At 67.2% G+C, this 22,425-nt stretch carries 22 protein-coding genes; 11 read left to right on the top strand and 11 right to left on the bottom strand.

Translation table 11 applies throughout. The features are described from left to right. Positions 1–39 precede the first annotated feature (39 nt). Positions 40–792 carry a helix-turn-helix domain-containing protein gene (locus NA11_RS02535; RefSeq protein WP_084653979.1) on the top strand — a complete coding sequence of 251 codons (753 nt, stop codon included), beginning with the start codon at positions 40–42 and terminating at the stop codon, positions 790–792. 260 nt (positions 793–1,052) lie between these two features. Here NA11_RS02535 and NA11_RS02530 read toward each other — a convergent pair whose 3' ends face one another. Further along, on the bottom strand, positions 1,053–1,490 hold the full coding sequence (locus NA11_RS02530) for a hypothetical protein (protein ID WP_069160052.1): 438 nt from the start codon (positions 1,488–1,490) through the stop codon (positions 1,053–1,055). A gap of 43 nt (positions 1,491–1,533) precedes the next feature. After that, the gene (locus tag NA11_RS02525) at positions 1,534–2,364 is read right to left on the bottom strand and encodes a hypothetical protein (protein ID WP_141717354.1); all 831 of its coding nucleotides are present in this window, start codon (positions 2,362–2,364) and stop codon (positions 1,534–1,536) included. A gap of 480 nt (positions 2,365–2,844) precedes the next feature. Between NA11_RS02525 and NA11_RS02520 the strand changes: the two genes are divergently transcribed. Further along, positions 2,845–3,783 (top strand): alpha/beta fold hydrolase, encoded by a 939-nt coding sequence (locus tag NA11_RS02520; RefSeq protein ID WP_245745681.1) that lies wholly within the window; start codon positions 2,845–2,847, stop codon positions 3,781–3,783. A gap of 147 nt (positions 3,784–3,930) precedes the next feature. Here NA11_RS02520 and NA11_RS02515 read toward each other — a convergent pair whose 3' ends face one another. The 3 genes from NA11_RS02515 to ppgK all read right to left on the bottom strand — a co-directional run bounded on the left by NA11_RS02515 (position 3,931) and on the right by ppgK (position 6,876). Next, positions 3,931–4,380 carry a VOC family protein gene (locus NA11_RS02515; RefSeq protein WP_069160050.1) on the bottom strand — a complete coding sequence of 150 codons (450 nt, stop codon included), beginning with the start codon at positions 4,378–4,380 and terminating at the stop codon, positions 3,931–3,933. Between the two features lie 107 nt (positions 4,381–4,487). After that, entirely contained in the window at positions 4,488–5,861 is a 1,374-nt protein-coding gene (locus tag NA11_RS02510; protein ID WP_069160049.1) for an RNA polymerase sigma factor, read from the bottom strand. Between the two features lie 256 nt (positions 5,862–6,117). Next, a complete protein-coding gene (gene ppgK / locus NA11_RS02505; RefSeq protein ID WP_069160048.1) occupies positions 6,118–6,876 on the bottom strand; it encodes a polyphosphate--glucose phosphotransferase in 759 nt (252 codons plus the stop codon). A 173-nt stretch (positions 6,877–7,049) separates the two neighbouring features. On the opposite strand from ppgK, the gene NA11_RS02500 reads away from it, so the two are divergent. Next, positions 7,050–7,973, top strand: a complete 924-nt coding sequence (locus NA11_RS02500) for an inositol monophosphatase family protein (protein ID WP_439957036.1) — start codon at positions 7,050–7,052, stop codon at positions 7,971–7,973. 144 nt (positions 7,974–8,117) lie between these two features. Here NA11_RS02500 and cei read toward each other — a convergent pair whose 3' ends face one another. After that, positions 8,118–8,795: an envelope integrity protein Cei gene (gene cei / locus NA11_RS02495; RefSeq protein ID WP_069160196.1), complete on the bottom strand. Its 678-nt coding sequence runs from the start codon at positions 8,793–8,795 to the stop codon at positions 8,118–8,120. A 417-nt stretch (positions 8,796–9,212) separates the two neighbouring features. Here cei and NA11_RS02490 point away from each other — a divergent pair, with 417 nt between their 5' ends. After that, a complete protein-coding gene (locus tag NA11_RS02490; protein WP_069160046.1) occupies positions 9,213–9,515 on the top strand; it encodes a DUF4193 domain-containing protein in 303 nt (100 codons plus the stop codon). Between the two features lie 99 nt (positions 9,516–9,614). Here the strand turns inward: NA11_RS02490 and NA11_RS02485 are convergent, their stop codons facing one another. Continuing rightward, a complete protein-coding gene (locus NA11_RS02485) occupies positions 9,615–10,100 on the bottom strand; it encodes a DUF3093 domain-containing protein (RefSeq protein WP_069160195.1) in 486 nt (161 codons plus the stop codon). Positions 10,101–10,179: 79 nt separating this feature from the next. Between NA11_RS02485 and dut the strand changes: the two genes are divergently transcribed. Beyond that, on the top strand, positions 10,180–10,683 hold the full coding sequence (gene dut, locus NA11_RS02480; RefSeq protein ID WP_069160045.1) for a dUTP diphosphatase: 504 nt from the start codon (positions 10,180–10,182) through the stop codon (positions 10,681–10,683). Positions 10,684–10,688: 5 nt separating this feature from the next. Further along, positions 10,689–11,519, top strand: coding sequence for a DUF3710 domain-containing protein (locus NA11_RS02475; protein ID WP_069160194.1), 831 nt, complete (start codon positions 10,689–10,691; stop codon positions 11,517–11,519). Here the strand turns inward: NA11_RS02475 and NA11_RS02470 are convergent. Beyond that, positions 11,516–12,229: an alpha/beta fold hydrolase gene (locus tag NA11_RS02470; protein ID WP_245745680.1), complete on the bottom strand. Its 714-nt coding sequence runs from the start codon at positions 12,227–12,229 to the stop codon at positions 11,516–11,518. The genes NA11_RS02475 and NA11_RS02470 overlap by 4 nt on opposite strands. 129 nt (positions 12,230–12,358) lie before the next feature. Here NA11_RS02470 and NA11_RS02465 point away from each other — a divergent pair, with 129 nt between their 5' ends. From NA11_RS02465 to NA11_RS02455, 3 genes are all read left to right on the top strand, one after another. Next, positions 12,359–12,736, top strand: coding sequence for an OB-fold nucleic acid binding domain-containing protein (locus tag NA11_RS02465; protein ID WP_069160043.1), 378 nt, complete (start codon positions 12,359–12,361; stop codon positions 12,734–12,736). A 3-nt stretch (positions 12,737–12,739) separates the two neighbouring features. Beyond that, on the top strand, positions 12,740–13,429 hold the full coding sequence (locus NA11_RS02460; RefSeq protein ID WP_084653977.1) for a DUF3159 domain-containing protein: 690 nt from the start codon (positions 12,740–12,742) through the stop codon (positions 13,427–13,429). Between the two features lie 168 nt (positions 13,430–13,597). After that, the gene (locus NA11_RS02455; RefSeq protein WP_084653975.1) at positions 13,598–14,224 is read left to right on the top strand and encodes a sigma-70 family RNA polymerase sigma factor; all 627 of its coding nucleotides are present in this window, start codon (positions 13,598–13,600) and stop codon (positions 14,222–14,224) included. A gap of 111 nt (positions 14,225–14,335) precedes the next feature. On the opposite strand, the gene NA11_RS02450 is transcribed toward NA11_RS02455, so the two are convergent. Both NA11_RS02450 and NA11_RS02445 read right to left on the bottom strand, forming a co-directional pair. Next, positions 14,336–15,007 carry a potassium channel family protein gene (locus NA11_RS02450; RefSeq protein ID WP_069160042.1) on the bottom strand — a complete coding sequence of 224 codons (672 nt, stop codon included), beginning with the start codon at positions 15,005–15,007 and terminating at the stop codon, positions 14,336–14,338. 2 nt (positions 15,008–15,009) lie between these two features. Then, entirely contained in the window at positions 15,010–15,678 is a 669-nt protein-coding gene (locus tag NA11_RS02445) for a potassium channel family protein (protein ID WP_069160041.1), read from the bottom strand. 257 nt (positions 15,679–15,935) lie between these two features. Here NA11_RS02445 and NA11_RS02440 point away from each other — a divergent pair, with 257 nt between their 5' ends. Then, on the top strand, positions 15,936–17,924 hold the full coding sequence (locus tag NA11_RS02440; RefSeq protein WP_069160191.1) for an APC family permease: 1,989 nt from the start codon (positions 15,936–15,938) through the stop codon (positions 17,922–17,924). A gap of 13 nt (positions 17,925–17,937) precedes the next feature. Then, positions 17,938–19,602: a class I SAM-dependent RNA methyltransferase gene (locus NA11_RS02430; protein ID WP_245745679.1), complete on the top strand. Its 1,665-nt coding sequence runs from the start codon at positions 17,938–17,940 to the stop codon at positions 19,600–19,602. Positions 19,603–19,816: 214 nt separating this feature from the next. Here NA11_RS02430 and NA11_RS02425 read toward each other — a convergent pair whose 3' ends face one another. Then, a complete protein-coding gene (locus NA11_RS02425; RefSeq protein WP_069160040.1) occupies positions 19,817–20,620 on the bottom strand; it encodes an enoyl-CoA hydratase in 804 nt (267 codons plus the stop codon). Positions 20,621–22,425: the final 1,805 nt, after the last annotated feature.

Raw genomic sequence — 22,425 nt, 5'->3', positions numbered from 1 at the left:
GGGTGTCATTTCCGTGGGTTGAGGACTATCGTGGCGGCTATGGCCGCACCGAATACAGCGCTACGCGCCGCGCGAATGGGGCGATTGATGAGTCAGGACGACCTAGCCCGCGCGTTACGAGAGATCGGCTGCACCAGCGCAAACAAACGACTGGTGCAGCGCTGGGAGTCCGGCATCACCCGTACGCCGCACCCGTCGCATGCGAGTGCTCTCCAGCGGGTTCTGGGGATGCCGATCGAGCATCTCGGGTTCGTTATGGCGCATGTTGCCGACGACGGCCGAGGCGGCCACGATGTGCAGTTGCCGCAGTCGGCTCAGGTCCGGAGCGCAGCCACGGCGTCACGACCACGCCCCAACCCTGGGAACTACTCAGGCATCTGGTTATCGCATTACGAGTACTACTCCTCGGGGCGACAGGAGACCTTCAGCACGGGGCACTACGTCGTGATTCTTCAGCACGGTGACCACCTCACAGTGCGGAGCTTGCCCGGCTCCGCGCCGTCGACGGTGGCGATGGAGCTGGATGTTGACGGTGGAGTAGCGACCGGCACATGGACCGAGGACACAAACCCGAACGGCTACTACCGAGGCACGCGGTACAGCGGTGCCATCCAGCTGTTGATCGAGCCAACCGGTCATCGCCTGGTCGGCAAGTGGATCGGTTACGGCAAGAACTTCGACATCAACTCGGGGCCTTGGGAATTCGTGCTACAAGATGCTTCCACCAGCAAGGCCACGATCGAGGCATACGATCACCCACCCGACTTCGATCATGTACCGCCGCTCGGCTGACACCACTTCCCGATTGAAGACAGGGGCTACGGGGGCTGACCCGAAACCGTTTCTCCCACAACCGAGCTCGGTTGAATCGGCACCAGCGCGGGGCGCTGCGACGCCCCGCGCTGGTGCGGACTGAGCACTGATTTCGTACGTACGTGGGTAACCCGTCGAGTACGGACTGACCAGGCTCGGAACTGACTGCCGGCCACCGATGTCAGTGCTGCGGCACCTGAGTCTCGACTAAAGACCCGGAGAGGCGGGGGAGCGCCCGGTCATAGTTGACCGATGTCCTTTACGACACGCCTCGCCTGGGCGAACTGCATGCCGACGTTCACCGACTTGCGGCAGACCACCACGATGACCACATCGTCACGGCTCTCGGTGCGGATGAATAGGTGCGTCAGGTTGTCGCTGTTGACCAGGATCTCCTGGAAGTAGTGGCGTTCGGTCGCGACACCGCGGCGTTCCTTCCAGATGTCCTCGATCATCACTACATTGCGGCCCTGGAATAGGTCTAGGGTCGCGGCGGCGAGTAGGTCCAAGACCTCCGGCGGATGGGTGTCGATCGTCTCGACCGCCAAGAGCATGCCCGTGGACATGTCGATTGCCCCGGAGGCAAGGCACTCCGGTACTTCCTCGCGTAGTAACCGCACCAGCCGCTCGATGCGCTCGGTCATCGTTTCCTGGCCTTGGCCAGTGATGGAATTCATTGCGTCCTTTCTGGTTCCGCTCAGCGGCGGTCTGGGGGGACAGTCACGGTGCGTCCTGGTCCGGTGATGCGGGGCGTTCCCTTGGGGCGGAACTGCGGAGCACCGCCTGCGGGGAACGCGGCGGCAGCGCGTCGTTGATGCCGCTGGCACCGCGTCTGCGGCGTGGTAGCGCGGCCGGATCGTCTGCCGACACCGTGGTCGATGTTCGGTCGTCGAGGTAGGGCGGCGGGACCATCAGGAGGTCTTCGGCCAGCAGCCGGGCGGCCGCCGCTGTGACGGGGTACAGGCTCCTGCCCAGCAGGAACGCGATATCGCGGCAGGTGCGCCGCCCGTTCACTTTGCGCAGGATCTCGTGGTGCAAACCGGTTGCGCGGCGGCCGAGCTCGCTCGTGCCGAGTCCGGTGAGCGACAACCTGTTTCGATGCGGCGACACTCGCCCGTTGGCCAGTGCGCGCAATCGCCGCTCGGTTTGGACGAGCAGCCAATCGGGTTCGACGCCGGTGCCGGTGGCGAACTCGGCCGGTGGGTCGTGCGGTATCTCGTTCCAATAGCACCCGTCGATCCAGCCTGCGGCGATCGCGAAGGTTCCATCGATCGCCGCCATTGCCGCGAGTGCGCGGAGTTCGGCGTCGCCCATGCTCGCGCATCCCGGCCTGGCGAGCAGGTCGGCGACTCCGGGTGCGCCAGGGGAGAGGACGGCGACGACTCGGCCGCAGGCCACTTGGAAGTCGCCGCCGGGATCGCCTGCCACATGCAGGATCCCGGTGCGGGTGTGTGTGGTGAGGCCGGTCAGCTCCGTGGCCACCTGCCTGATGGGTTTGTGTCCGAGCATGGGCAGCCGTTGCCGGACAGTGAGACGGGCGGGCGTAGTCACGATGCACCTGATATCGCTATTGCTTTGGCGTGGGATTAGTCGAAAAGGGCAGCAGCGCAACCGGAATGCGGCACGACGGCAGCGACGACCGCAGTTCGATACCCGCGAAGGGGTTACGGAGCCTGCGTCGGTATCGGCCGTCCGAGGGCGGCGAGCGTCAGAGCGAAGACAGGACTCGCGATAGTCGGCCACGAAGACACGTGGATGCGGCAGGTAACTGTTGCTGAGAAATCACGAGTGTTCCTGAAAAAGTGTATGACACAATCTGATTCGCGCTCTGGCGGCGACGCTCTCCGGGGCTGGTCGAGTACGCCGTGTGGAGAACATCTTGGCAGCCCGCCGGATTTAGAGCAATGGAATCCGTGAAATTAAGTGGGGTTGCCAGCGTGTCGCCGCGCCCGTGCTAACCCTGCGGTGGCACTACCGACTCAGTCCTCGGTATGACGCGTCGTGGTGGCGGTGCTGCCTATCGTCGCCGGTATGTCTATTGCGGCGCGAAAAGTGATGGTGAGCAGGCGTCGATTCGCCGTGCTGGCCGGGGTGGTGCTGGCGTCGGCCGGTGTCGCGGCGGCGGACGGGCCAGCGGCATTCGAGGTGACCGCCGTGCGGATCCCCACGGCGGCCGGTGTTTTCGATGCGGTGGCCGCCGGGCCGGTGGATGGTCGAGAAGTCTTGCTGCTGCACGGATTTCCGGAGTTGGGCATCGAATGGGAGCACCAGCTGCTGGCATTGGCGGCTGCCGGATACCGTGCGGTCGCTCCGGATCAGCGCGGCTACTCGGCGGGCGTCCGGCCGGGCCGGGTCGAGGAGTATCAGCTCGACTATCCCGTCGCCGACGTGCTCGCGATCGCAGATGCGTTGGGGTGGAAGCGGTTCGATCTGGTCGGGCACGACTGGGGTGCCGTGGTCGCCTGGATTGCCGCCGCCGAGCACCCGGAGCGGGTGCGGTCGTTGACGGCTGTTTCCGTGCCGCATCCCGCGGCGTTCGCTGCCGCGCTGCGCACCGACCCCGCGCAGCAGGGTGCGTCGAAGTACATGGATTTCTTCCGGCAGCCTGCGCCGATCCCGGAGAACAAGATCCTCGCGGACGGGCCACCTGAACTCGCCGGCGTGCCGGCAGCGCGCAGCGCCGAGTACTACAGACGACTTGCCGAACCGGGGGCGCTTACCGCGGCGCTGAATTGGTACCGCGCCAACGACTTCCACGGCTACGAGCGGCCGGTGGCTGTGCCGACGCTGTTCCTGGCCGCCACCGACGATCCCATGGTGGCCATGTCGGGTATCCAGGCAACCGCCGCCTGGGTCACCGGCCCATACCGGCTGGACGTGCTCGCCGGGGCTGGGCACACGATCCCCGAACGCGCCGCCGCGGAGACCTCGGCGCGACTGCTCGACCACCTGTCCTCGGTGCCGCGCTAGCGTCCGCGCCCAAGCCTGAAATCCGCACCCCTTCGGGGGATTCGCACCCCTCCTACAGCCCAGAACGGGTGCGGATCCACAGAAAGGGTGCGGATCAACGCGAGCGTGCTCCGCGGTGACGACCGACTTGCTTCGGCCGAGGGGCGTTCACAGCACGCAGAATTCGTTCCCGTGCGGATCGGCCATGGTGGTCCAGACCTCGCCGCCGAGCTTGCCGTCGTAGAGGCGCTCAGCACCGAGCGCCTCCAACCGGGCCACCTCGGCTTCGCGACGTTTCTGGCCGACGTTCACGTCGAGGTGCAGGCGGTTCTTGCTGATCTTCGGCTCGGCGACGCGCTGGAAGATCAGGCGATCGCCGCTGCCGATGCCGGTGTCGCCTTTGGTCGGTGCGTCGGGTTCGCGCAGCGCCGCCCAATCCAACCAAACCAGCCGCTCACCCTCCTCGCGCACGCGATCGGCGGCGATCTCGCCGCTGTCGATCAGCTGACGCAGCAGCGGTGTGTGGTCTTCGATGAGGTAATCGAGCACCTCGGCCCAGAACCGGGCCAGCTCGTTGGGATCGGGCGTGTCGATGACGATGTGGTAGCGGCTACTCATGGGATGTTTCTACCTCGAGAACGTCGCCCACAAACGACAAAGCCCACATCCGGACACCGCCGAAACTTCCAGCGGCGCAACGAATGCGGGCTTTGTGCGCGAGTGCGCTAGTCCAAGTAGTCGCGCAGGACCTGGGAGCGGCTCGGGTGCCGCAGCTTGCTCATCGTCTTCGACTCGATCTGGCGGATGCGTTCGCGGGTGACCCCGTAAACCTGGCCGATCTCGTCGAGGGTGCGCGGCTGGCCGTCGGTGAGGCCGAAGCGCAGTCGGACCACGCCCGCCTCGCGCTCGGACAGCGTCTCCAGCACCGACTGCAGCTGATCCTGCAGCAGGGTGAAGCTCACCGCGTCCACGGCGACAACGGCTTCGGAGTCCTCGATGAAGTCGCCGAGCTGGCTGTCGCCCTCGTCGCCGATGGTCTGGTCCAGCGAGATGGGCTCACGCGCGTACTGCTGGATCTCCAGCACCTTTTCGGGCGTGATGTCCATTTCCTTGGCCAGCTCCTCCGGGGTGGGCTCACGGCCCAGATCCTGGAGCAGCTCGCGCTGGATGCGACCGAGCTTGTTGATGACCTCGACCATGTGCACCGGGATACGGATGGTGCGGGCCTGGTCGGCCATGGCGCGGGTGATGGCCTGCCGGATCCACCAGGTGGCGTACGTGGAGAACTTGTAGCCCTTGGTGTAGTCGAACTTCTCGACGGCGCGGATCAGACCCAGGTTGCCCTCCTGGATCAGGTCGAGGAACGCCATGCCGCGGCCGGTGTAGCGCTTGGCGAGCGAGACGACCAGGCGCAGGTTGGCTTCCAGCAGGTGGTTCTTGGCGCGGTTGCCGTCGCGAACGATCCAGTTGTAGTCGCGACGCATCGCGACCGGCAGCTTCTCGCCCTGCTCGGCGAACTCGCGCACCTTCTCCGCCGCGTAGAGGCCCGCCTCGATGCGCTTGGCGAGTTCGACCTCCTCTTCGGCGTTGAGCAGCGCGACCTTGCCGATCTGCTTGAGGTAGGCACGGACGGAGTCGGCCGACGCGGTCAGCTCCGCGTCCTTGCGGGCCTGCCGCAGCGCCTCGGATTCCTCTTCGTCCCAGACGAAATCGCCGGACGCCTTGTCGGCGGCGGTCGGCTCGGCCTCCTCGGCGGGCTCGGCGACGTCCTCGACAGCCAGATCCTCGGCTTCTTCGGTGAGGTCGTCCTCGGACACCTCGAGATCGCCGAGGTCCTCGATATCGAGCGACTCCTCGTCGATCACCTCGTCGGTGCCGGGTTCGCCGTCGCCTGCCACCTTCTTGGTGGCAGCCTTCTTGGCAGGCGCCTTGGTCGCCTTCGCAGCGGCCTTCTTCGCGGGCGCCTTCTTGGCAGCGGCGGCCTTCTTCGCCGGAGCCTTCTTCGCGGCAGCCGCCTTACGGACCGGCCGTGCTTCGGTTACATCTGCGGAGTCGGCATCGGCCGATTCGGCGGTCTGACGGGTATTCGTGGCTACCACGTACGCCCTTTCGTGACGGTCTCGTGCGGCGTCACGCCAGAGTGGTCTTCCGGCGGAGCGGTCTGTCGGGTTTCACCGGCGGAGGGCCGGTCGGGGGTTTCACCGGCTCACGACTGTCGTCGTGAGCCGAGGGCACTGTGGCTGTGGTTCACTCGCTTCGCTAGTGAACGAGCCGAGCACGTTCCATTGTAACGATCTAACCAGCGTACCTTTGCCCACGTTGCCCCTTGTGGCGCGGGATGTTCTTAGATTGCTGTCACGGTGCGATGCCCGCGTCGATCGCCATCGCTGCCCCGACTATGCCCGCTGTGTTCTTCAAATGCGCCGGAATGACCGGAGTTCGGTTGGTGAGCAACGGAATCCATTGTTCGGCGTCGCGGCTGATGCCGCCGCCCGCGACGAACACCTTCGGCCAGAACAGGTTCTCCAGGCCGATCAGCACAGTGCTCACAGCCGCTGCCCACTCCGGGAATGTCAGCCCGTCGCGGTCCTTGATGGACGCGGCGGCGCGATGCTCGGTCTCCATGCCACCGACCTCGAGATGTCCGAGTTCGCTGTTGGCCACCAGCGTGCCCTGGTACAGCAGGGCCGAGCCGATGCCGGTGCCGAAGGTCAGCAACAGCACCAGCCCGTCGAAATCCTTTGCCGCGCCGTATCGATCCTCGGCGAGGCCCGCCGCGTCCGCGTCGTTGAGCACGGTGACGGCGCGCCCGTCCAGGGCTTGGGAGAACAGCGTGCGCGCGTCGGTGCCGACCCATGACTTGTCGATGTTGGCCGCGGTGCGTGCGACGCCGTCGAGCACCACCGAGGGCAGGGTGATGCCGACCGGACCGTCCCAATCGGCTTGCGCGACCAGCTTTGCCACCGCGTCGGCGACGGCCTGCGGGGTGGACGGATGCGGTGTCGCGATCTTGATCCGTTCGTGGAGCAACTCACCGGTCGCCAGATCTACTGCGGCGCCCTTGACGCCGCTGCCGCCGATATCGATGCCGAAGGCGTGCCCCCGAGCGGACATGACTAACCCCTCGTTCCTGTGTGGCCGGTGGTGGAGCACAACACCGCAGCACCTCGGCCCCACCACGCTGCGGGGAGCGCGTTGCGGTGGTGTGCTCGACGACGGCGTTGTGTCGTGCACGACAAGAGTAATGGGAACCCGGCGCTGGGCGTTGAGCGAGGATCTGTGATGCGATGGAGGGCGTGCCGGAAACCTCATCGTCAGTGTCCGACTACACCTCCGAGATCATCGTCGCCCGTGGCGACGAGGCCGAGCTGCGCAGAGTCGCGGTCGACCTCGCCGAGACCGCCGCCGCGCATGTCCGCGCGCGAAGGCCAGAGGTCTTCGGGCAGGTCGGCGGGCCCGTCGACGGCGCGGTGCAGGCCAAGGCCTATCCGACCGACCCGGTCACCATCGTGGACACCGAGACCGAGGAATTGATCCGCGGACTGCTAGCCGAGCAGCGGCCCGGCGATCCCATCCTCGGTGAGGAGGGCGGCGGCACCCTCGCCGACTCGGCCGCTGATGTCGTGCACTGGGTGGTCGACCCGATCGACGGCACCGTCAACTTCCTCTACGACATCCCCGGCTACGCGGTGTCGGTGGCGGCCATGCGCGGCGGTCGTCCGGTGGCAGGCGCGGTCGTCGATGTCGCGCGGCGGGCCACCTACAGCGCCGGGCTCGGGCTCGGGTCGATCCGTGTCGACGCCGAGGGCGTGGTGGAGCATCTGCGGTGCACGCCGGTCGAGACGGTCTCGATGTCGTTGGTGGCCACCGGATTTGCCTACGGCAAGCACCGACGCACCCGGCAGGCGCAACTGATCGCCGAGATCCTGCCGCAGGTGCGTGACATCCGCCGATTGGGCGCCGCCGCGCTCGACCTGTGCCACGTCGCCGCGGGCCGGGTGGACGCCTACTTCGAACACGGCCTCAACGCATGGGACTGGGGCGCGGGCGCGCTGATCGCCGCCGAGGCAGGCGCACGCCTCACGTTGCCACCAGCCGCCGCCCCTGGCGAGGCGGGCGACCTGGTGCTCGCTGCCGCCCCAGGCATCGCCGACGAACTGACCGCCTTGCTAGACCGTGTCGGCGCCACAGCGCCCATCCCGGATCACTGACCTCCAGCGAGCCCCATGTGCCCACGGATCGACTGATCTCGGAGGCACATGGGGTAACTCGTCGGGTACGCCCAAAACCCAGCTAGACGCCGACCCGCCGGCCGCAGCAGTCACGACCGACAAAATCCTGGAGAGGCGGGGGAGCTAGCAGCGGGCCTGTCTGGCGGCGTCGAGGAGCTTGACGTCGATCGAGGGGGCTCCGCCTGGTGCCGGGTTCTTCAGCGACCGCAGCACCTCTTCGGCGTCGTTGCTCGGGCGGATGTCCCGGAACAGCGAGCCGAGCACCATGTCGACGGTCTCGTCGGCGCGCTGATCCTCGATCAACTCCGCGCACGGGACGACCAACTGCACCGAGGCGGCGGCCGGGCGGCCGTTCACGCCGAACCGGATCTGGCCGGTGCATTCGAGGTCGCCGTTGACGTAGACCGAATCGTTGCCGTACTGCGTTCCCGGCGCGCTGGCGAACCCGAGGTCGCCGAACTGCGCCGCCACGTGCGCGGCCTGGCCGCGCTGGTTGTTCGCGTTGAGCACGCGCACCTTGCTCGCCGCGAGGGGAGCGGGTTCCACATCCTCGAGCCGGCCTGCGCCGACTCGCTGACCTAGCGCAACGGGTTGTCCCGCACCGGGATCGGTGGCCGGGCTCGGTGAGTTGCATGCCATCGCGCTGGTGTCGTGCTCGGTCGTCGTCAAGGCCTTGACCCACACGATTGTGCAGATCAGGGCGACAACGCCGAGCATGATGAGCCAGGGCTGCGGACGGCGTCGGAGGAAGGGCCTGCCCTGGGCATCCACGGGGCGGCCTTCGGTGATCAGTGAAACCACCAGCACACTCTACGAAAATGTGACCGGGTCGGGGGACGGCGGGCCGACGTAGTTCGGCGACGTGCGGGAATACGGCGCGCAAGGTCTCGGCTAGTTACCTGGATGATGTCGGTTACCCGTCAGTTTCGACTCGTCTGTGTTTTGATTGCGACTTTTGCCGCAGGGTCCGCTATTGTCTGGCGGCCCAGATCGAATCGCCGGCGATGAAATTGGTGGTCGGTCGCGGGAACAAGTAGGGCACGTCCTGCGTTTACCGAGCGCTATCCGGAGTGGATCAGCCCGATCCGCGCTGATAGGTGACCGGTGTGCGTGTGACGTGCACCACCGGCGGGACGGTGCGAGTACGGCGATTCCGAACGGAATCGGTGTGACCGGGCCGGTCCGGGATATACGAAGTAAGGACGAGGGGAAGACGACATGGCAACCGACTATGACGCACCGAGGCGTACCGAAACCGACGATGTGTCGGAAGATTCGCTGGAGGAGCTGAAGGCTCGTCGTAACGAGGCACAGTCCGCCGTCGTGGATATCGACGAATCCGATACCGCGGAGTCGTTCGAGCTTCCCGGCGCGGACCTGTCCGAGGAAGTGCTGACGGTTCGGGTGATCCCGAAGCAGGCCGACGAGTTCACCTGCTCCAGCTGTTTCCTCGTGCACCACCGAAGCAGACTGGCCAGTGAGAAGGGCGGTCAGCTGATCTGCATGGACTGCGCCGCCTGAGCTCGTGACGGCGCCGAGTGTTCGGCTCTGTCATCGCGAAGCGTCATCGCCGCTTCGTTCTGAGCTCATCCAGCGGGTCCATCGCTTCGCTCAGGGGGTTCAGCCCGCGCTGGGTAGGCCCAGCGCGGCCAGGACCTGTTCGGGCCGTCGCGTGCTGATCAACCAGTACGGCGTCGGGTCGTCCGGGTCGTCGAGCACGAGCACCACCATCGGTCCGATCCACGGCCGATGCTGCACATAGGCGGCGGGGTCCAGCTGGCGACCCAGCGCCGCGCTCTTGGCCGTGTGGGCAACGACGGCCGCACGGGCCACGAAGTTCACCGGAAGGTGCGCACGGTCGGCGCGGAGTTCCAGCGTGCCCGACGCGTCCGGCGCCACCTCGATCCGATGGCGGCTGAGCCACACCAGCACCCAGACCGGTACCGGGAACAGCAGAACGTAGGGCAGCCATGCCCGAAGACCCGGTGCGCCCATGTGGATTTCGGCGGCGAGCAACCCGGTGATGGCGAAGGCCACCGGCCACCACCACAGTGGCACCCAGAGGCGCTCGCGGTACACCTGCGTGCTCTGTTGCTTCTTGTCCATGGTCACGGGGTTGGGCTGGTCCGACACGAGTCAACACTAAGTCACGACTGGCGCAGCGCTACGCGTAGGCTCGATCAACGTGACAGCACTTTCGCCTATCCCTTTGCTGCGGTTGGATCCCGGCATCCCGATGCCCGCGCGCGCTCACCACGGCGACGCCGGCGTCGACCTCTGTACCACGGAGGACGTCATCCTGGAACCCGGCGAGCGGGTGCTGGTCGGCACCGGTGTCGCGGTAGCACTTCCGGTCGGCACGGTCGGCCTGATTCACCCACGCTCGGGCCTGGCGGCCAAGACCGGCCTGTCGGTGGTCAACACCCCTGGCACGGTCGATGCCGGATATCGCGGCGAAATCAAGGTGTGCCTGATCAATCACGACCCGCGCACGGCCATCGAGCTGCGTCGCGGCGACCGGATCGCTCAGCTGCTCGTGCAGCGGGTGGAGTTGGTCGATTTCCTGGAGGTCGACTCGCTCGACGAGACCACCCGAGGTTCCGGCGGGCACGGCTCGAGCGGCGGGCACGCGAGCCTGACGGCGGTTGGTGCCGACGCGGCAGGTCGGACCACCGGTAAGGAGGCGTGATGGGATTGTTCGGCAAGCGCAAGGGTTCCTCGGACGACCGCTACCCGGCCGACGACTACGACGACGAGTACGGCTACGACGAGGACGACGACTACGACGACAACGCTTACGCCGCAGCGGATTACCGCGAGGCGGGCGCGCCGCGCTCGGGTCCGTACGACTTCGCCGATGTGGCGGATCTGCTCGAACAGGTCGCCGAGCAGCGCCTCGACCTAGGCTCGGTGATTCTGCCGGTGCCGCAGGGTGGTCAGCTGCAGGTCGAGATGACGCCGGACGGCACGCCGCAGGCGGTGCACCTGGCGACCGAGCACGGCCGGATCACCGTCGCCGCCTACGCGGCGCCGAAGTCGGCGGGCCAATGGCGCACTGTCGCCGCCGATCTCGCGGATTCGCTGCGCAACGACGGCGCCAGGGTCGCGGTGGAAACCGGCCCGTGGGGTCGTGAGCTGCTCGCCGTCACCGAGGGCGCCGATCTGCGCTTCATCGGTGTCGACGGGCCGCGCTGGATGGTCCGGCTGGTCGCGGCAGGCCCGTCGGGTGCCTCGAACGACGGCAGCCCGCTGGTGGCTGCGGCGCGAGCGATCCTGCGCGAGACCGTGATTCGCCGCGGCGACGACCCGCTGCCGGTGCGCGAGCCACTGCCGGTGGTGTTACCGCAGGAGCTGTCCGAACAGCTGGCCGCGGCCCATCAGGCACAGGTCGACGCGCAGCAACAGCAGGTGGCGGCGCAGGCCGCGGCCCCGCAAATGGGCCCTGGCGGGTTGCCGCCTCGGATGCCGGACGGCCCGCGCCGTGGCGTCGACGGCTCGGCCATGCAGCAGCTCGGCCTCAACTAGCGGCGAGTCAGCCCGGCGAATCCCGTGTTTCCGAGGATCGCCGGATCGGCGCCGAGTTCGGCGAGGGTGATCCGGTGGATCGTGGAGCGCGGGATCAGCGCGGCCCACTCCTCGGCGATCGCGAACGGATGCACCGGATCATCGACGGCCGTCACGACCGCCACCGGCGCCGCCAGCGTGCCGAGCCGTTCTGGGCCAGGCCATTTGTAGTCGGCGGCCTCGTCGAGCGCCTCGGGTAAATCGGGCCACTGCGCGCGCCACGACTGGGTGAGCGCGTCGGCCAGCCAGCGCGGGCTGCTCGCGCGCATCCGGTCGATCACCGCGTCGATGCCGTCGACCCGCAGCTGTGCGGCGGTCGCTCGTGCGCTCAATGCGGCAGGGCAGGCGGCGGTGTCGGGTCCGGTCCAGCCGGGCAGCGCCGCGACCACTCCGGCGGTCAGCTCCGGATGCTCGGCCGCCCACTCGATCGCGACGGCGGCGCCCAACGAGATCCCGGCCACAAGAACGGGACCCGTCGCGGCGGCGGCGTCGAGCGCGGCCCGGTAACTCGCGACAACGGCCCGCGGATCGGGTTGGACCGCGACAACGTCGAGATGCCGCGCGGTACACGCCGGTTCGAAAGCGCGCCTCGCGAAATCCGCGTCGGATCCGGTGCCGGGCAAGGCGACGACGACGCCGACGGCCGACACGGGGTGTGGGGAGTCGAACACCGTGCCGAGCGTAGCGGGGGTGCCCTGGTGCATCTACAGTGGCGGGTGTGCGGCCACAGCCGGTCGTGTCGGGAAATCACGATGGTGTGTGACCCACACCGTCAGCTCTATGCAGGAGAGCGTGCGAAAATGTCATCCGCAGCCTCAGGGTATTTTCGACGTCTGGGCCGCAGACTGACCGAAGATATCGACCAGTTGGACGCCGAAGAACTTGCCGAGAAATCGGAGGCCTCCGGCGCGCGTCGCGCCTCGGAGTGTCGCCGCGGCGACGAGGCCACCATGCTCGGTAGGCTTCGCAGCGTCGAAGCGTGCCCGAAGTCCGCGGGCGCGGCCGTGCAGGCGGAGTTCTTCGACGGCACCGATGCCATCACCCTGGTGTGGATCGGGCGCAGGCGCATTCCCGGGATCGAGCCGGGACGGCGTATCTTGGTTCGCGGCCGCGTCGGTGATCGAGACGGCCGCAAGGTGATCTACAACCCCTACTACGAATTGCGCGGGAACAGCTGACGTATGCCATCGAGCAACGACAACGCCCCCTCGGGCGAACAGACCGAGCCCGCCGCGGCTCTCGACCGTGACGAGGAAGCTGCCGAGCAGACGCTGCTCGAGCAACTCGGCGGTTTCAGTGGCCTGATCTCTTCGACAGTTCCCGTTGTCGTGTTCGTTCCCGTGAACAGTTTCGCCGGGTTGACCGCGGCGATCTGGGCCGCTCTCGGTGCGGCCACGCTGATCCTGGTGTGGCGCCTCGTCCAGCGCAGCCCGATCCAGCCCGCCGTCTCCGGTTTCCTCGGTGTCGGCATCTGCGCGTTCATCGCGTACCGGATGGGGGAGGCCAAGGGCTTCTTCCTGTTCGGCATCTACACGAGCCTGGTGTACGCGGGCGTCTTCCTCGTCTCGATGCTGGTGCGCTGGCCGCTGGTCGGCGTCATCTGGGGTGTGTTGAACGGCCACGGCTCCGCCTGGCGCGCCGACCGGCGCGTGCTTCGCCTCTACTACATCGCGACCACCACCTGGGTGGTGGTGTTCGCTGCCCGCTATCTGGTGCAGTCGCAGCTGTACGACGCCGACCGCACCGGCTGGCTCGCCTTCGCTCGCATCGCCATGGGCTGGCCGCTGACCGCGGTCGCGTTGGTGGTGACGATCTGGGCCGTGCGCAGGGCAGGCCACCTGCCGACCCGCACTGCGCCCAAACCTGCCTGAGGCGTTAACTCCGCGGGCCCGTCCTGCGAAAACCTGAAGGGGTGGGGCAACTCTCACCGCAGAGGTGGGTCGTTACCCACCCTGGGGTGCCTGGCCGGTGGGCCGAGTTCAGCAGACGATCGTTGTGTACCGAAAAGCAACGCACGATCGTTCGAAAGGACTCGGAACGTGGGTACCGAGCACAACACCGCGGCACTGCCGAAAAACCTCAATCCGGCCCTGTCGGAGAGCCGCCGCGTTGCGGCCGAGCTGGACAAGCTGATCGGTCCGGCCGCCGCGGGCGATCGCGCCGCCGTCACCGAGATCGTCCGCATCGTGCACCCGCTGGTCCGCCGGTATTGCGGTGCGCGCCTTGGCAATACGGCGCATCTGCAGGTGACCGCCGACGACGTGGTTCAGGAGATCCTGATCGCCACCGTCAACGCGATCCCGCGCTACCGCGATCAGGGCAAGTCGTTCCTCGCCTTCGTCTACGGCATCGCGGCCAACAAGGTGGCCGACGCGTTCCGTCGTTCCCAGCAGCACCCCACCTACCCGATGGCGGAGATGCCGGACGCGCCCTGCACGTCCGCAGGTCCCGAGGAGTGGGCGCTCGCCTCCGAACGGCGCGCTGCCACCAGGGAACTCATGAAGATCCTGGCTCCCGCGCACCGCGAGGTGCTGGTCATGCGCATCGTGCTCGGCTGGTCGGCCGCGCAGACCGCCGAGGCGATCGGCACCAGCCCCGGCGTGGTCCGGGTGATGCAGCACCGGGCGCTGAACAAGCTGCGCGCGGAATTGAAGATGGCGTCCTGAGGGCTGAGCGTCAGCGCCGGAGGAGGTAGCGCAGCGTCACCACGCAGGCGCAGGGAAGCCCTCCATAGGCACTGAATTTTCCGCCACCATGCAGCAACCCGTATCGGGGAGTTATGGCTTGATGCCGTGGGTGGCGAGCTCGACCCGCAGGTCCTCTTCGGCCTCCACCGAGGTCACGAACAGCAGTTCGTCGTCGCCCTCGAACGGATCGTCCGGCTGCGGCACGATCACCCGGCCGCCGCGCAGGATCGTCACCAGGGCGGCGTCGCGCGGCAGGGTGAGTGCGCGCACCGGCTTTCCGGCGAGGGCGGTGTCGCCGGGCAGGGTGATCTCGACCAGGTTGGCCTGACCCTGCCGCAGCGTCATCAGCCGCACCAGATCGCCGACCGTGACGGCTTCCTCGACGAGCGAGGCGAGCAGTCGCGGCGTCGACACCGCGACATCGACACCCCATGAGGCGTCGAAAAGCCATTCGTTGCGTGGGTCGTTGACCCGCGCAACCACCCGGCGCACGCCGAACTCGGTCTTGGCGAGCAGGCTGTGCACCAGGTTCGCCTTGTCGTCGCCGGTGGCCGCGATGACCACCTCGTAGGTCTCCAGGTCCGCGGCCTCGAGCAACGCGAGCTCACAAGCGTCGGCGTGCACCCACACCGCGTCCGGGATCGCGTCCGGGTCGATGTGATCGAGCTGGCGCTCCAGCAGCATCACGCTGTGTCCGCCGCGCAGGAGTTCCCTGGCGATGGATCGGCCGACGGCGCCCGCTCCGGCGATGGCCACTTTCATGTTCAGTCCTCGCTCACGGGGGGCTTGCCTGCCAGCGCGACCGCCTCGCCGACCGAGCCGGAGGTCGCCGCGGCATACACCAGGTCGTCGGCCTGCACGATGGTCTTGCTGTCGGGCAGTAAGCCCTGACCGAATCGGATGATGAAGGCGACCCTGGCGCCGATCGTGGTCTCCAGATCGCGAACGGTGCGGCCGTACCACTCCTCGTGCAGTGTGAGCTGCGTGACGGCCACTGTCCCCGTCGGGTCGCGCCACGTGGTTTTGGTGCTGCCGTCGCCGATCAGCGTGCGCAGGAACCGGTCGGTGGTCCACGGCACCGTTGCGATCGTCGGAATGCCGAGACGCTCATACACCGCGGCGCGTTTCTCGTCATAAATCCGGGCGACCACGCGCTCGACACCGAACATCTCGCGGGCCACCCGCGCCGAAATAATGTTGGAATTATCACCGGAGGAGACGGCGGCGAACGCGTCGGCGCGCTCGATTCCCGCACGCACCAAGACATCTCGATCGAAGCCGACACCCGTCACGCGCTCGCCTGGGAAATCCGGTCCGAGGCGGCGGAAGGCAGCGGGATCACGGTCGATCACCGTGACCTCGTGGCCGACCCGGATCAGGGCATGGGCCAGCGCCGAGCCGACGCGACCACACCCCATGACCACTACGTACACCGTGCAACCTCGTTCCTGGAACCATGGCGTTCGGTCTGCTTCTTTGTTCGTCGAACGGTACCCGCCGAATGATTACACGGGCCACGTTCCCTCTTCACCTTCGCGCCAAACCTACGGGGTTTGCTCGGCCGCTCATCCGTCGAAATCCCGGGCTTCCGCTCGCCCCTTGTCAGCAAAAGTGAAACAGACAACAGCCAATTCCCACGAACGCCGTGCCACGCGCGCGACCGACCGGGCGTACGCCTATGCTCGCTCCAGTGTCCAAGTTGACGACGGCAGCGAAACGAATGCTGCTGGGCAGGCCTTTCCGTAGTGATTCGCTTGGCCATACCCTGCTGCCGAAGCGCATCGCCCTCCCGGTGTTCGCCTCCGATGCCATGTCATCGGTCGCCTACGCGCCGGAAGAAATCTTCCTCGTGCTCTCGGCCGCCGGGATCTCGGCATATATCTACGCGCCATGGGTCGGCCTCGCCGTCGCCTTCGTGATGGCCGTCGTGGTGGCCAGCTACCGGCAGAACGTGCACGCGTACCCGTCCGGTGGCGGTGACTACGAAGTTGCTACGACGAACCTCGGGCCCAATGCCGGCCTGACGGTCGGCAGCGCTCTGCTGGTCGACTATGTGCTCACCGTGGCCGTCTCGATCTCCTCGGCCGCGTCCAACATCGGCTCGGCGATCCCGTTCGTCGCCACGCACAAGGTGCTGTTCGCCGTTGTCGCCATCGCCGTACTCACCGCGATCAACCTGCGCGGTATTCGCGAGTCGGGCACCACCTTCGCGATCCCGACCTACGCGTTCATCGTCGGCATGTTCGGCATGCTCGGCTGGGGACTGTTCCGGATCTTCGTGCTCGGCGACGACCTACAAGCGGAATCGGCCGGGTTCAGCTTGAAGGCGGAGGACGAGCACCTCTACGGACTCGCCTTCGCCTTCTTGATCGCGCGTTCGTTCTCCTCCGGATGTGCCGCGCTCACCGGTGTCGAGGCGATCAGCAACGGAGTGCCCGCGTTCCGGAAGCCGAAGTCGCGCAACGCCGCAACCACGCTGCTGATGCTCGGCACCATCGCGATCGTGCTGTTGATGGGCATCATCATCCTGGCGCAGAAGATCGGGATCGTGTACGCGCACAACGAAGCCGACCTGATCGGCGCGCCCCCGGGATACCACCAGAAGACGTTGATCGCGCAGCTCGCCGAGACGGTGTTCCACGGGTTCCCGATCGGGTTCTTCTTCATCACGACGGTGACCGCGCTCATCCTCGTGCTCGCCGCGAACACCGCGTTCAACGGGTTCCCCGTGCTCGGATCGATTCTGGCGCAGGACCGCTACCTGCCGAGGCAGCTGCACACCCGCGGCGACCGGCTGGCGTTCAGCAACGGCATCCTGTTCCTGTCCGGCGCGGCGATCGCGTTCGTCGTGCTGTTCGGCGCCGAGGTGACCAAGCTCATCCAGCTCTACATCGTCGGTGTGTTCGTGTCGTTCGTGCTCAGTCAGACCGGCATGCTGCGGCATTGGACTCGACTGTTGCGCACCGAAACCGATCCGAGCCAGCGGGCGCGGATGAAGCGGTCGCGGGTGATCAACGCGATCGGATTGAGCGCGACGGGCACGGTGCTGATCATCGTGCTCATCACGAAGTTCTTCGCGGGTGCCTACATCGCCATCTGCACCATGGTCGCGATCTTCATCGTGATGAAAATGATTCACAAGCACTACGATTCGGTGTCGCGCGAGCTGGAGTCCCAGGAGTGGGACGGCGTGCTGCCCAGCCGCTCGCACTCGATCGTGCTGGTCTCCAAGTTGCATCTGCCGACCCGCCGTGCCCTCGCCTACGCCCGTGCCACGCGGCCCGACACGCTCGAGGCGATCACGGTGAACGTCGACGAGGCGGACACCAGGGCGCTCGTGCGGCAATGGGAACAGAGCGATATCACCGTGCCGCTCAAGGTGATCGAATCGCCGTACCGGGAAATCACCAAGCCCGTGCTCGATTATGTGCACCGCGTGCGCAAGGATTCGCCGCGTGATGTCGTCACCGTTTTCATCCCCGAATACGTGGTCGGCCACTGGTGGGAGCAGGTCCTGCACAACCAGAGTGCGCTGCGTCTCAAGGGGCGTCTGCTTTTCGAACCAGGAGTGATGGTGACGAGCGTGCCGTGGCAGTTGAGTTCGTCCACGCGGGCAAGGACCCCGGGCGTGGTGAACGCCCCCGGTGCCGTGCGGCGTGGTTATGAAGACCGCTCATGAGTGAGGCTCAGGCATGACTGACTGGCGCGGTACGACTTTCGAGGTACGGCTCGGGCCGCCAGGGCACGGTGGGTTCTGTGTGGGCAGGCACGAGGGACGTGTGGTGTTCGTGCGGCACGGGTTGCCCGATGAGCTGGTGCTGGTGCGGGTCACCGAGGATCGTGGTGGATCGTTCTGCCGCGCGGACGCGATCGAGATCCTCGAGCCGTCGCCGGACCGGATTCCCGCGACCTGCCCGGTCTCCGGCCCCGGCGGGGCAGGATGCTGCGACTTCTCCTATGCGACGCCGGAAGCGCAACGGGCACTGAAGGCTTCGGTGGTCGCCGAGCAACTGCGCAGGCTTGCAGGCATCGAACGCGAGGTCGTCGTCGAACCGATCACCGGCGCAGGCGACGCCACCGGTGGGTGGCGCACCCGCATCCGGTTGGCCGTCGATACGCAGGGCCGGGCCGGTGTGCACGGCTACCGCAGCACCGAGGTGATCACGGATCTGCGCTGCCCCCAACCGGTTTCGGGCGCACTCGACGGGGTCGCCGATCGTTTGTGGACGCCAGGAGCGGATTTGGTGGTCGCCGTCGACGGTGACGGCGTGCGCCACATCATCGAACTGGCGCCTGCCGCCGAAGGGGACCGTCGCGGTGCCCGTGGCGCGCAGCGCGTCGAGTCCGACGGACGGCGGAGTGATCAGCGTGGTCGTGACCGGCGCGGTCGTGCCGGTGCCGGAGGCAGCGGTGACGAACGAGGCAATCGTCGGCGCCCGGGAATCAAGTCGGGGAGCGAATGGCGTGCCGACGACGCTCCTGGCCGGCCGCAGAGCCCCGAAGAACCCGGTGGTGTCGAACGCGGCCGCCCGCGTCGGCCCGGCGAGGTCGGTGGGGTGCGCCGTACCAACCATCTCCGTCGTGGTGACGCTGGTCGTGCGGGTGCCGATCGGCGTAGCGATGGTGAGCAGTCGGACCGCGACGGTCACGATGGCGACAGGCAGCGTTATGCCGCGGACGGAAGTCCGGAGACGCCGCAGGCGGGGGAGCGACGGAGTGCGTCGGCGCGGCGGGCGGCCACGCATGCGGCGCGGGACGAGTGGGTGATCTCGGGGACCGGGCGGGCGGTCGAGTACGTCGCGGACCGCCGGTGGGAGGTGTCCGCGACCGGTTTCTGGCAGGCGCATCACCGTGCCGCGCAATGCTATTCGGATCTTGTGGCGGAATGGTCCGGGCTGCGGCCCGGTGGACTGGCCTGGGATCTGTACAGCGGGGCAGGCGTTTTCGCCGCTCGCCTGGCCGACCAGGTCGGGCAGACCGGTGCCGTGCTCGCGGTCGAGTCTGCGCGCTCTGCGGTCGCCGACGGCACGGCCGCCCTGCGCGATCTGACCTGGCTCGACCAGCACGCGCAGCGCGTCGAACGCTGGGTCGCTGAGCGTGTCGGCGGTGCAGCACCCGACGTCGTCGTGCTCGACCCACCCCGAGCAGGGGCAGGGAAGGAAGTCATCGCCGCTCTCGCGGCTACCGGGCCGCTCCGAATCATCCACATCGGTTGTGACCCAGCCGCTTTCGCCCGCGACCTAGGCCTCTACCAGGCCGCTGGCTATCAACTGGCAGACCTGCGCGCCTTCGACGCCTTCCCCGCAACTCACCACGTCGAATGCATCGCCCTCCTCGACCGCCAGCCCGCGCCGTGACCTGACACCGCCTTCGAAGGCGCGTGGTAGTCGGATGACGAGTGGGACATGGTTGAGGCGACACGCCGCTGAGCGGCTCCGTGATGTGCCACTCGTGGTTGGTTCGTGCTTCGAGCGGGACACGGTGGAGGGGGCACGCCGCTGAGCGCTCCGTGGTGTGCCACTCGTGGTTGGTTCGTACTTCGAGCGGGACACGGTGGCGGCGATAGGCGGGTCAGTCCTTGTAAATGGGTGGGCGGCGGTCTTTTCGGGCGCGGATGGCTTCGTCGAAGTTGGCGGTGGTCAGGCGAACATAGAGTTGGGCGGTGCCTTCGTGTTGCATGTGGGATTCGAAGCTGCCTGCTTCCATGCCGCTCCACAACATGCGTTTGGTGAGTTCGGTGCCGACCCGGCTGAAGCTGATGATGCGGTCGGCCAGGTCGTAGCAGGTGTCGAGGAGCTTCGCGGCGGCGACGGTGCGAGAGACGAGGCCGATGCGTTCGGCTTCGGCGGCGTCGACGTCGCGGCCGGACAGCATGATCTCGAAGGCACGGGAGGCGCCGATGGCGCGCGGCAGCAGGTAGCTGATGCCGAGTTCCGTTGCGGTGAGGCCGTTGTTGATGCCCGCGGCACGAAAGTAGGCTTCCTCGGCGGCGATTCGGATGTCGGTGGCGACGCTGAGGCAGAAGCCGCCGCCGATCGCCGCACCGTTGATCGCACCGATCACCGGCTGGTGCATGCGGCGCAACGTGAGCATGACGTCGTTGAGCAGGTCCATCGAGCGGCGCGCGACGCTGGTCACCGTGAGCCCCTCGATGTTCGGGACCTTCCCCGCGCTTTGCAGGTCGGCGCCGGAGCAGAAGCCGTCGCCCGCGCCGGTGAGCACCACGACCCGAATGTCGTTGTCGGCGCTGACTTCCTCGAGCGCCTCGCGCAGCGGGATCATCACGTCGAACGCCATAGCGTTCATCCGCTCAGGCCGGTTGAGCGTGACCAGGGCTATGTGCGGTCGCGGCTTGTCGATGAGCACGAACGACATCCGATCCCCTAACTGACACAGGTTCTAGAAATAGGTCTGCGCTCAATATAGGCACGGCCACGTCGCTATGGCGGTGAAATCCGGAGCGAGCAGTTTCGCCTGGATCGGAATCGCGTGGTCTGTCCACGGGAGGCGCCGGTCCGCGATTGCCCGGGCACGTCGCCCGTTCCCCGAGATCGGCGAACGACGAGCTGGTGACCGCGTCGACCAGCAAAGCGGTCGCGGCGTCGCTGACCTGCGGTCGGATGCTCCGAATCGCCGCGAGCAGCCCCATCGGACATCGTGCGCACGGTATGGGTCATCGCTCGCAATACCCGGATCGGGCCAGTGGCACGGATGGCCGGATCGGGGGACGCGGGCCGCTCGCAATGCCCGGTAGAACTAGGCCTGTGCTCGGATTTCACCGAGGAAGGTCAGGAAATGGGTGGACAGTTCACGCTCCTGCGGCCGGTCGATCATCACCGATGGAATCGGGTCAGACCCCGCTGGACCAGACTCGCCCTACCCGGCGTCTTGCTGCTGATAGCCGCAGGTGCACTCGTCGGATTGAGCGCGCCATCCCATGCCGTGGCATCCGTGCCGAGCGGCCCGAACTGCCTGTTCGATGTCTGCCCGCCACCACCCACAGTCACTCGACCAGGCCATACCGTCGACGACCCACCGGAATGCATGCAAGGCGGCGGCATCTGCCCACCTCCCGCGACGGTGCCCGAGCTGACCGCATCAGCAGTCGGCCCATCCTGTGCGGTCACTGGGCCGGGCACAGGCCTATGCCCACCACCACCGGTGGCCCCGGACCTGTCGGCGATCTCCGCTGGACCGAACTGCTCCGATCCCACCAGCTGCCCGCCTCCGCCAGCCGCCGCTGCCCCGCAGGGTGATCGCCCACCCGACTGTGCGCAAGGTGGCGGCATCTGTCCGCCGCCGGGTGCGCTCACCGAGGCTCCGGATGAACCGACATGCGTCGGTGGCCCAGGTGGAACATCCTGTCCACCAACACCTTTGACTGCGGTTTGGCTGGCAGCGGCACCCGATCGTGATTGTGTCGATCCGCTCGCTTGCCCACCGCCGCCTCTCTCGGGCCTGCCGTGCACTGACCCAACGAGTTGCCCGCCGCCTCCTGCCCCTGTCGCGCCAAAAGCTGTACTGGCTGCCTGTGTTGTCGAGCCGCCGTCGGGACCTGTGTGCCCGCCGCCGACGGTGATCGCGCCAGCGATCGGCTCAGGCTGCACCGACCCGCTCAGCTGCCCGCCACCACCAGCGGCCGCTGCGGTGAATTGGGCGGCATACGGCCCGGGTTGTATTCGACCGGAGGGCGGCGGAATTAGTTGCCCGCCACCACCTCTGGCGGCTGGGTCGGGGTTTACCGCCACACCCTGTGTACTCGGTGACCCGGAAGGCGGGACTAGTTGTCCGCCACCGCCTTTGGTGCCGGAGCTGTCGGTGATTGCGGGTGGGGCGCACTGTACGGATTCGGTTAGTTGTCCACCGCCGCCGCGGGATGTCGTGGTCGCGGGGTCCCGATCGATTGAGGTGAGTGAGCTATGAGGTGTGTGTTTGTGGGGACTCCGGGGTTTCTTGGTCGGGTCGATGGGCCGATGCGGTGCGCGGTGTGGACCGAGGATCCGCAGGGGCACGGGTTCGATCCGGGGAAGCTGATCGAGATCGATCTGGGGTGTACGCCGGCAGCGGCGGCGGCCGGGGTGATCGGTTGGGATCAGGTGCAGGTGGATGATTGTTTCGCCGGGCCTAACGGGGTGGTGTCAGGGACGACGATCGGACCTGGTTGGCCGGAATTGCGCTGG

Origin of the sequence: Nocardia altamirensis NBRC 108246, assembly GCF_001612685.1 — a bacterium.
GTDB classification, from domain to species: domain Bacteria; phylum Actinomycetota; class Actinomycetes; order Mycobacteriales; family Mycobacteriaceae; genus Nocardia; species Nocardia altamirensis.
This window is presented reverse-complemented; position numbering and strand designations above follow the sequence as displayed.

What these genes read in the sequence shown, in the direction of transcription:
- NA11_RS02535 (WP_084653979.1), top strand. Translation starts at nt 40, where the DNA reads ATGGCCGCACCGAATACAGCGCTACGCGCCGCGCGAATGGGGCGATTG.
- NA11_RS02530 (WP_069160052.1), bottom strand. Translation starts at nt 1,490, where the DNA reads ATGAATTCCATCACTGGCCAAGGCCAGGAAACGATGACCGAGCGCATC.
- NA11_RS02520 (WP_245745681.1), top strand. Translation starts at nt 2,845, where the DNA reads ATGTCTATTGCGGCGCGAAAAGTGATGGTGAGCAGGCGTCGATTCGCC.
- NA11_RS02515 (WP_069160050.1), bottom strand. Translation starts at nt 4,380, where the DNA reads ATGAGTAGCCGCTACCACATCGTCATCGACACGCCCGATCCCAACGAG.
- ppgK (WP_069160048.1), bottom strand. Translation starts at nt 6,876, where the DNA reads ATGTCCGCTCGGGGGCACGCCTTCGGCATCGATATCGGCGGCAGCGGC.
- NA11_RS02500 (WP_439957036.1), top strand. Translation starts at nt 7,050, where the DNA reads ATGGAGGGCGTGCCGGAAACCTCATCGTCAGTGTCCGACTACACCTCC.
- NA11_RS02490 (WP_069160046.1), top strand. Translation starts at nt 9,213, where the DNA reads ATGGCAACCGACTATGACGCACCGAGGCGTACCGAAACCGACGATGTG.
- NA11_RS02485 (WP_069160195.1), bottom strand. Translation starts at nt 10,100, where the DNA reads ATGGACAAGAAGCAACAGAGCACGCAGGTGTACCGCGAGCGCCTCTGG.
- NA11_RS02465 (WP_069160043.1), top strand. Translation starts at nt 12,359, where the DNA reads ATGTCATCCGCAGCCTCAGGGTATTTTCGACGTCTGGGCCGCAGACTG.
- NA11_RS02460 (WP_084653977.1), top strand. Translation starts at nt 12,740, where the DNA reads ATGCCATCGAGCAACGACAACGCCCCCTCGGGCGAACAGACCGAGCCC.
- NA11_RS02450 (WP_069160042.1), bottom strand. Translation starts at nt 15,007, where the DNA reads ATGAAAGTGGCCATCGCCGGAGCGGGCGCCGTCGGCCGATCCATCGCC.
- NA11_RS02430 (WP_245745679.1), top strand. Translation starts at nt 17,938, where the DNA reads ATGACTGACTGGCGCGGTACGACTTTCGAGGTACGGCTCGGGCCGCCA.
- NA11_RS02425 (WP_069160040.1), bottom strand. Translation starts at nt 20,620, where the DNA reads ATGTCGTTCGTGCTCATCGACAAGCCGCGACCGCACATAGCCCTGGTC.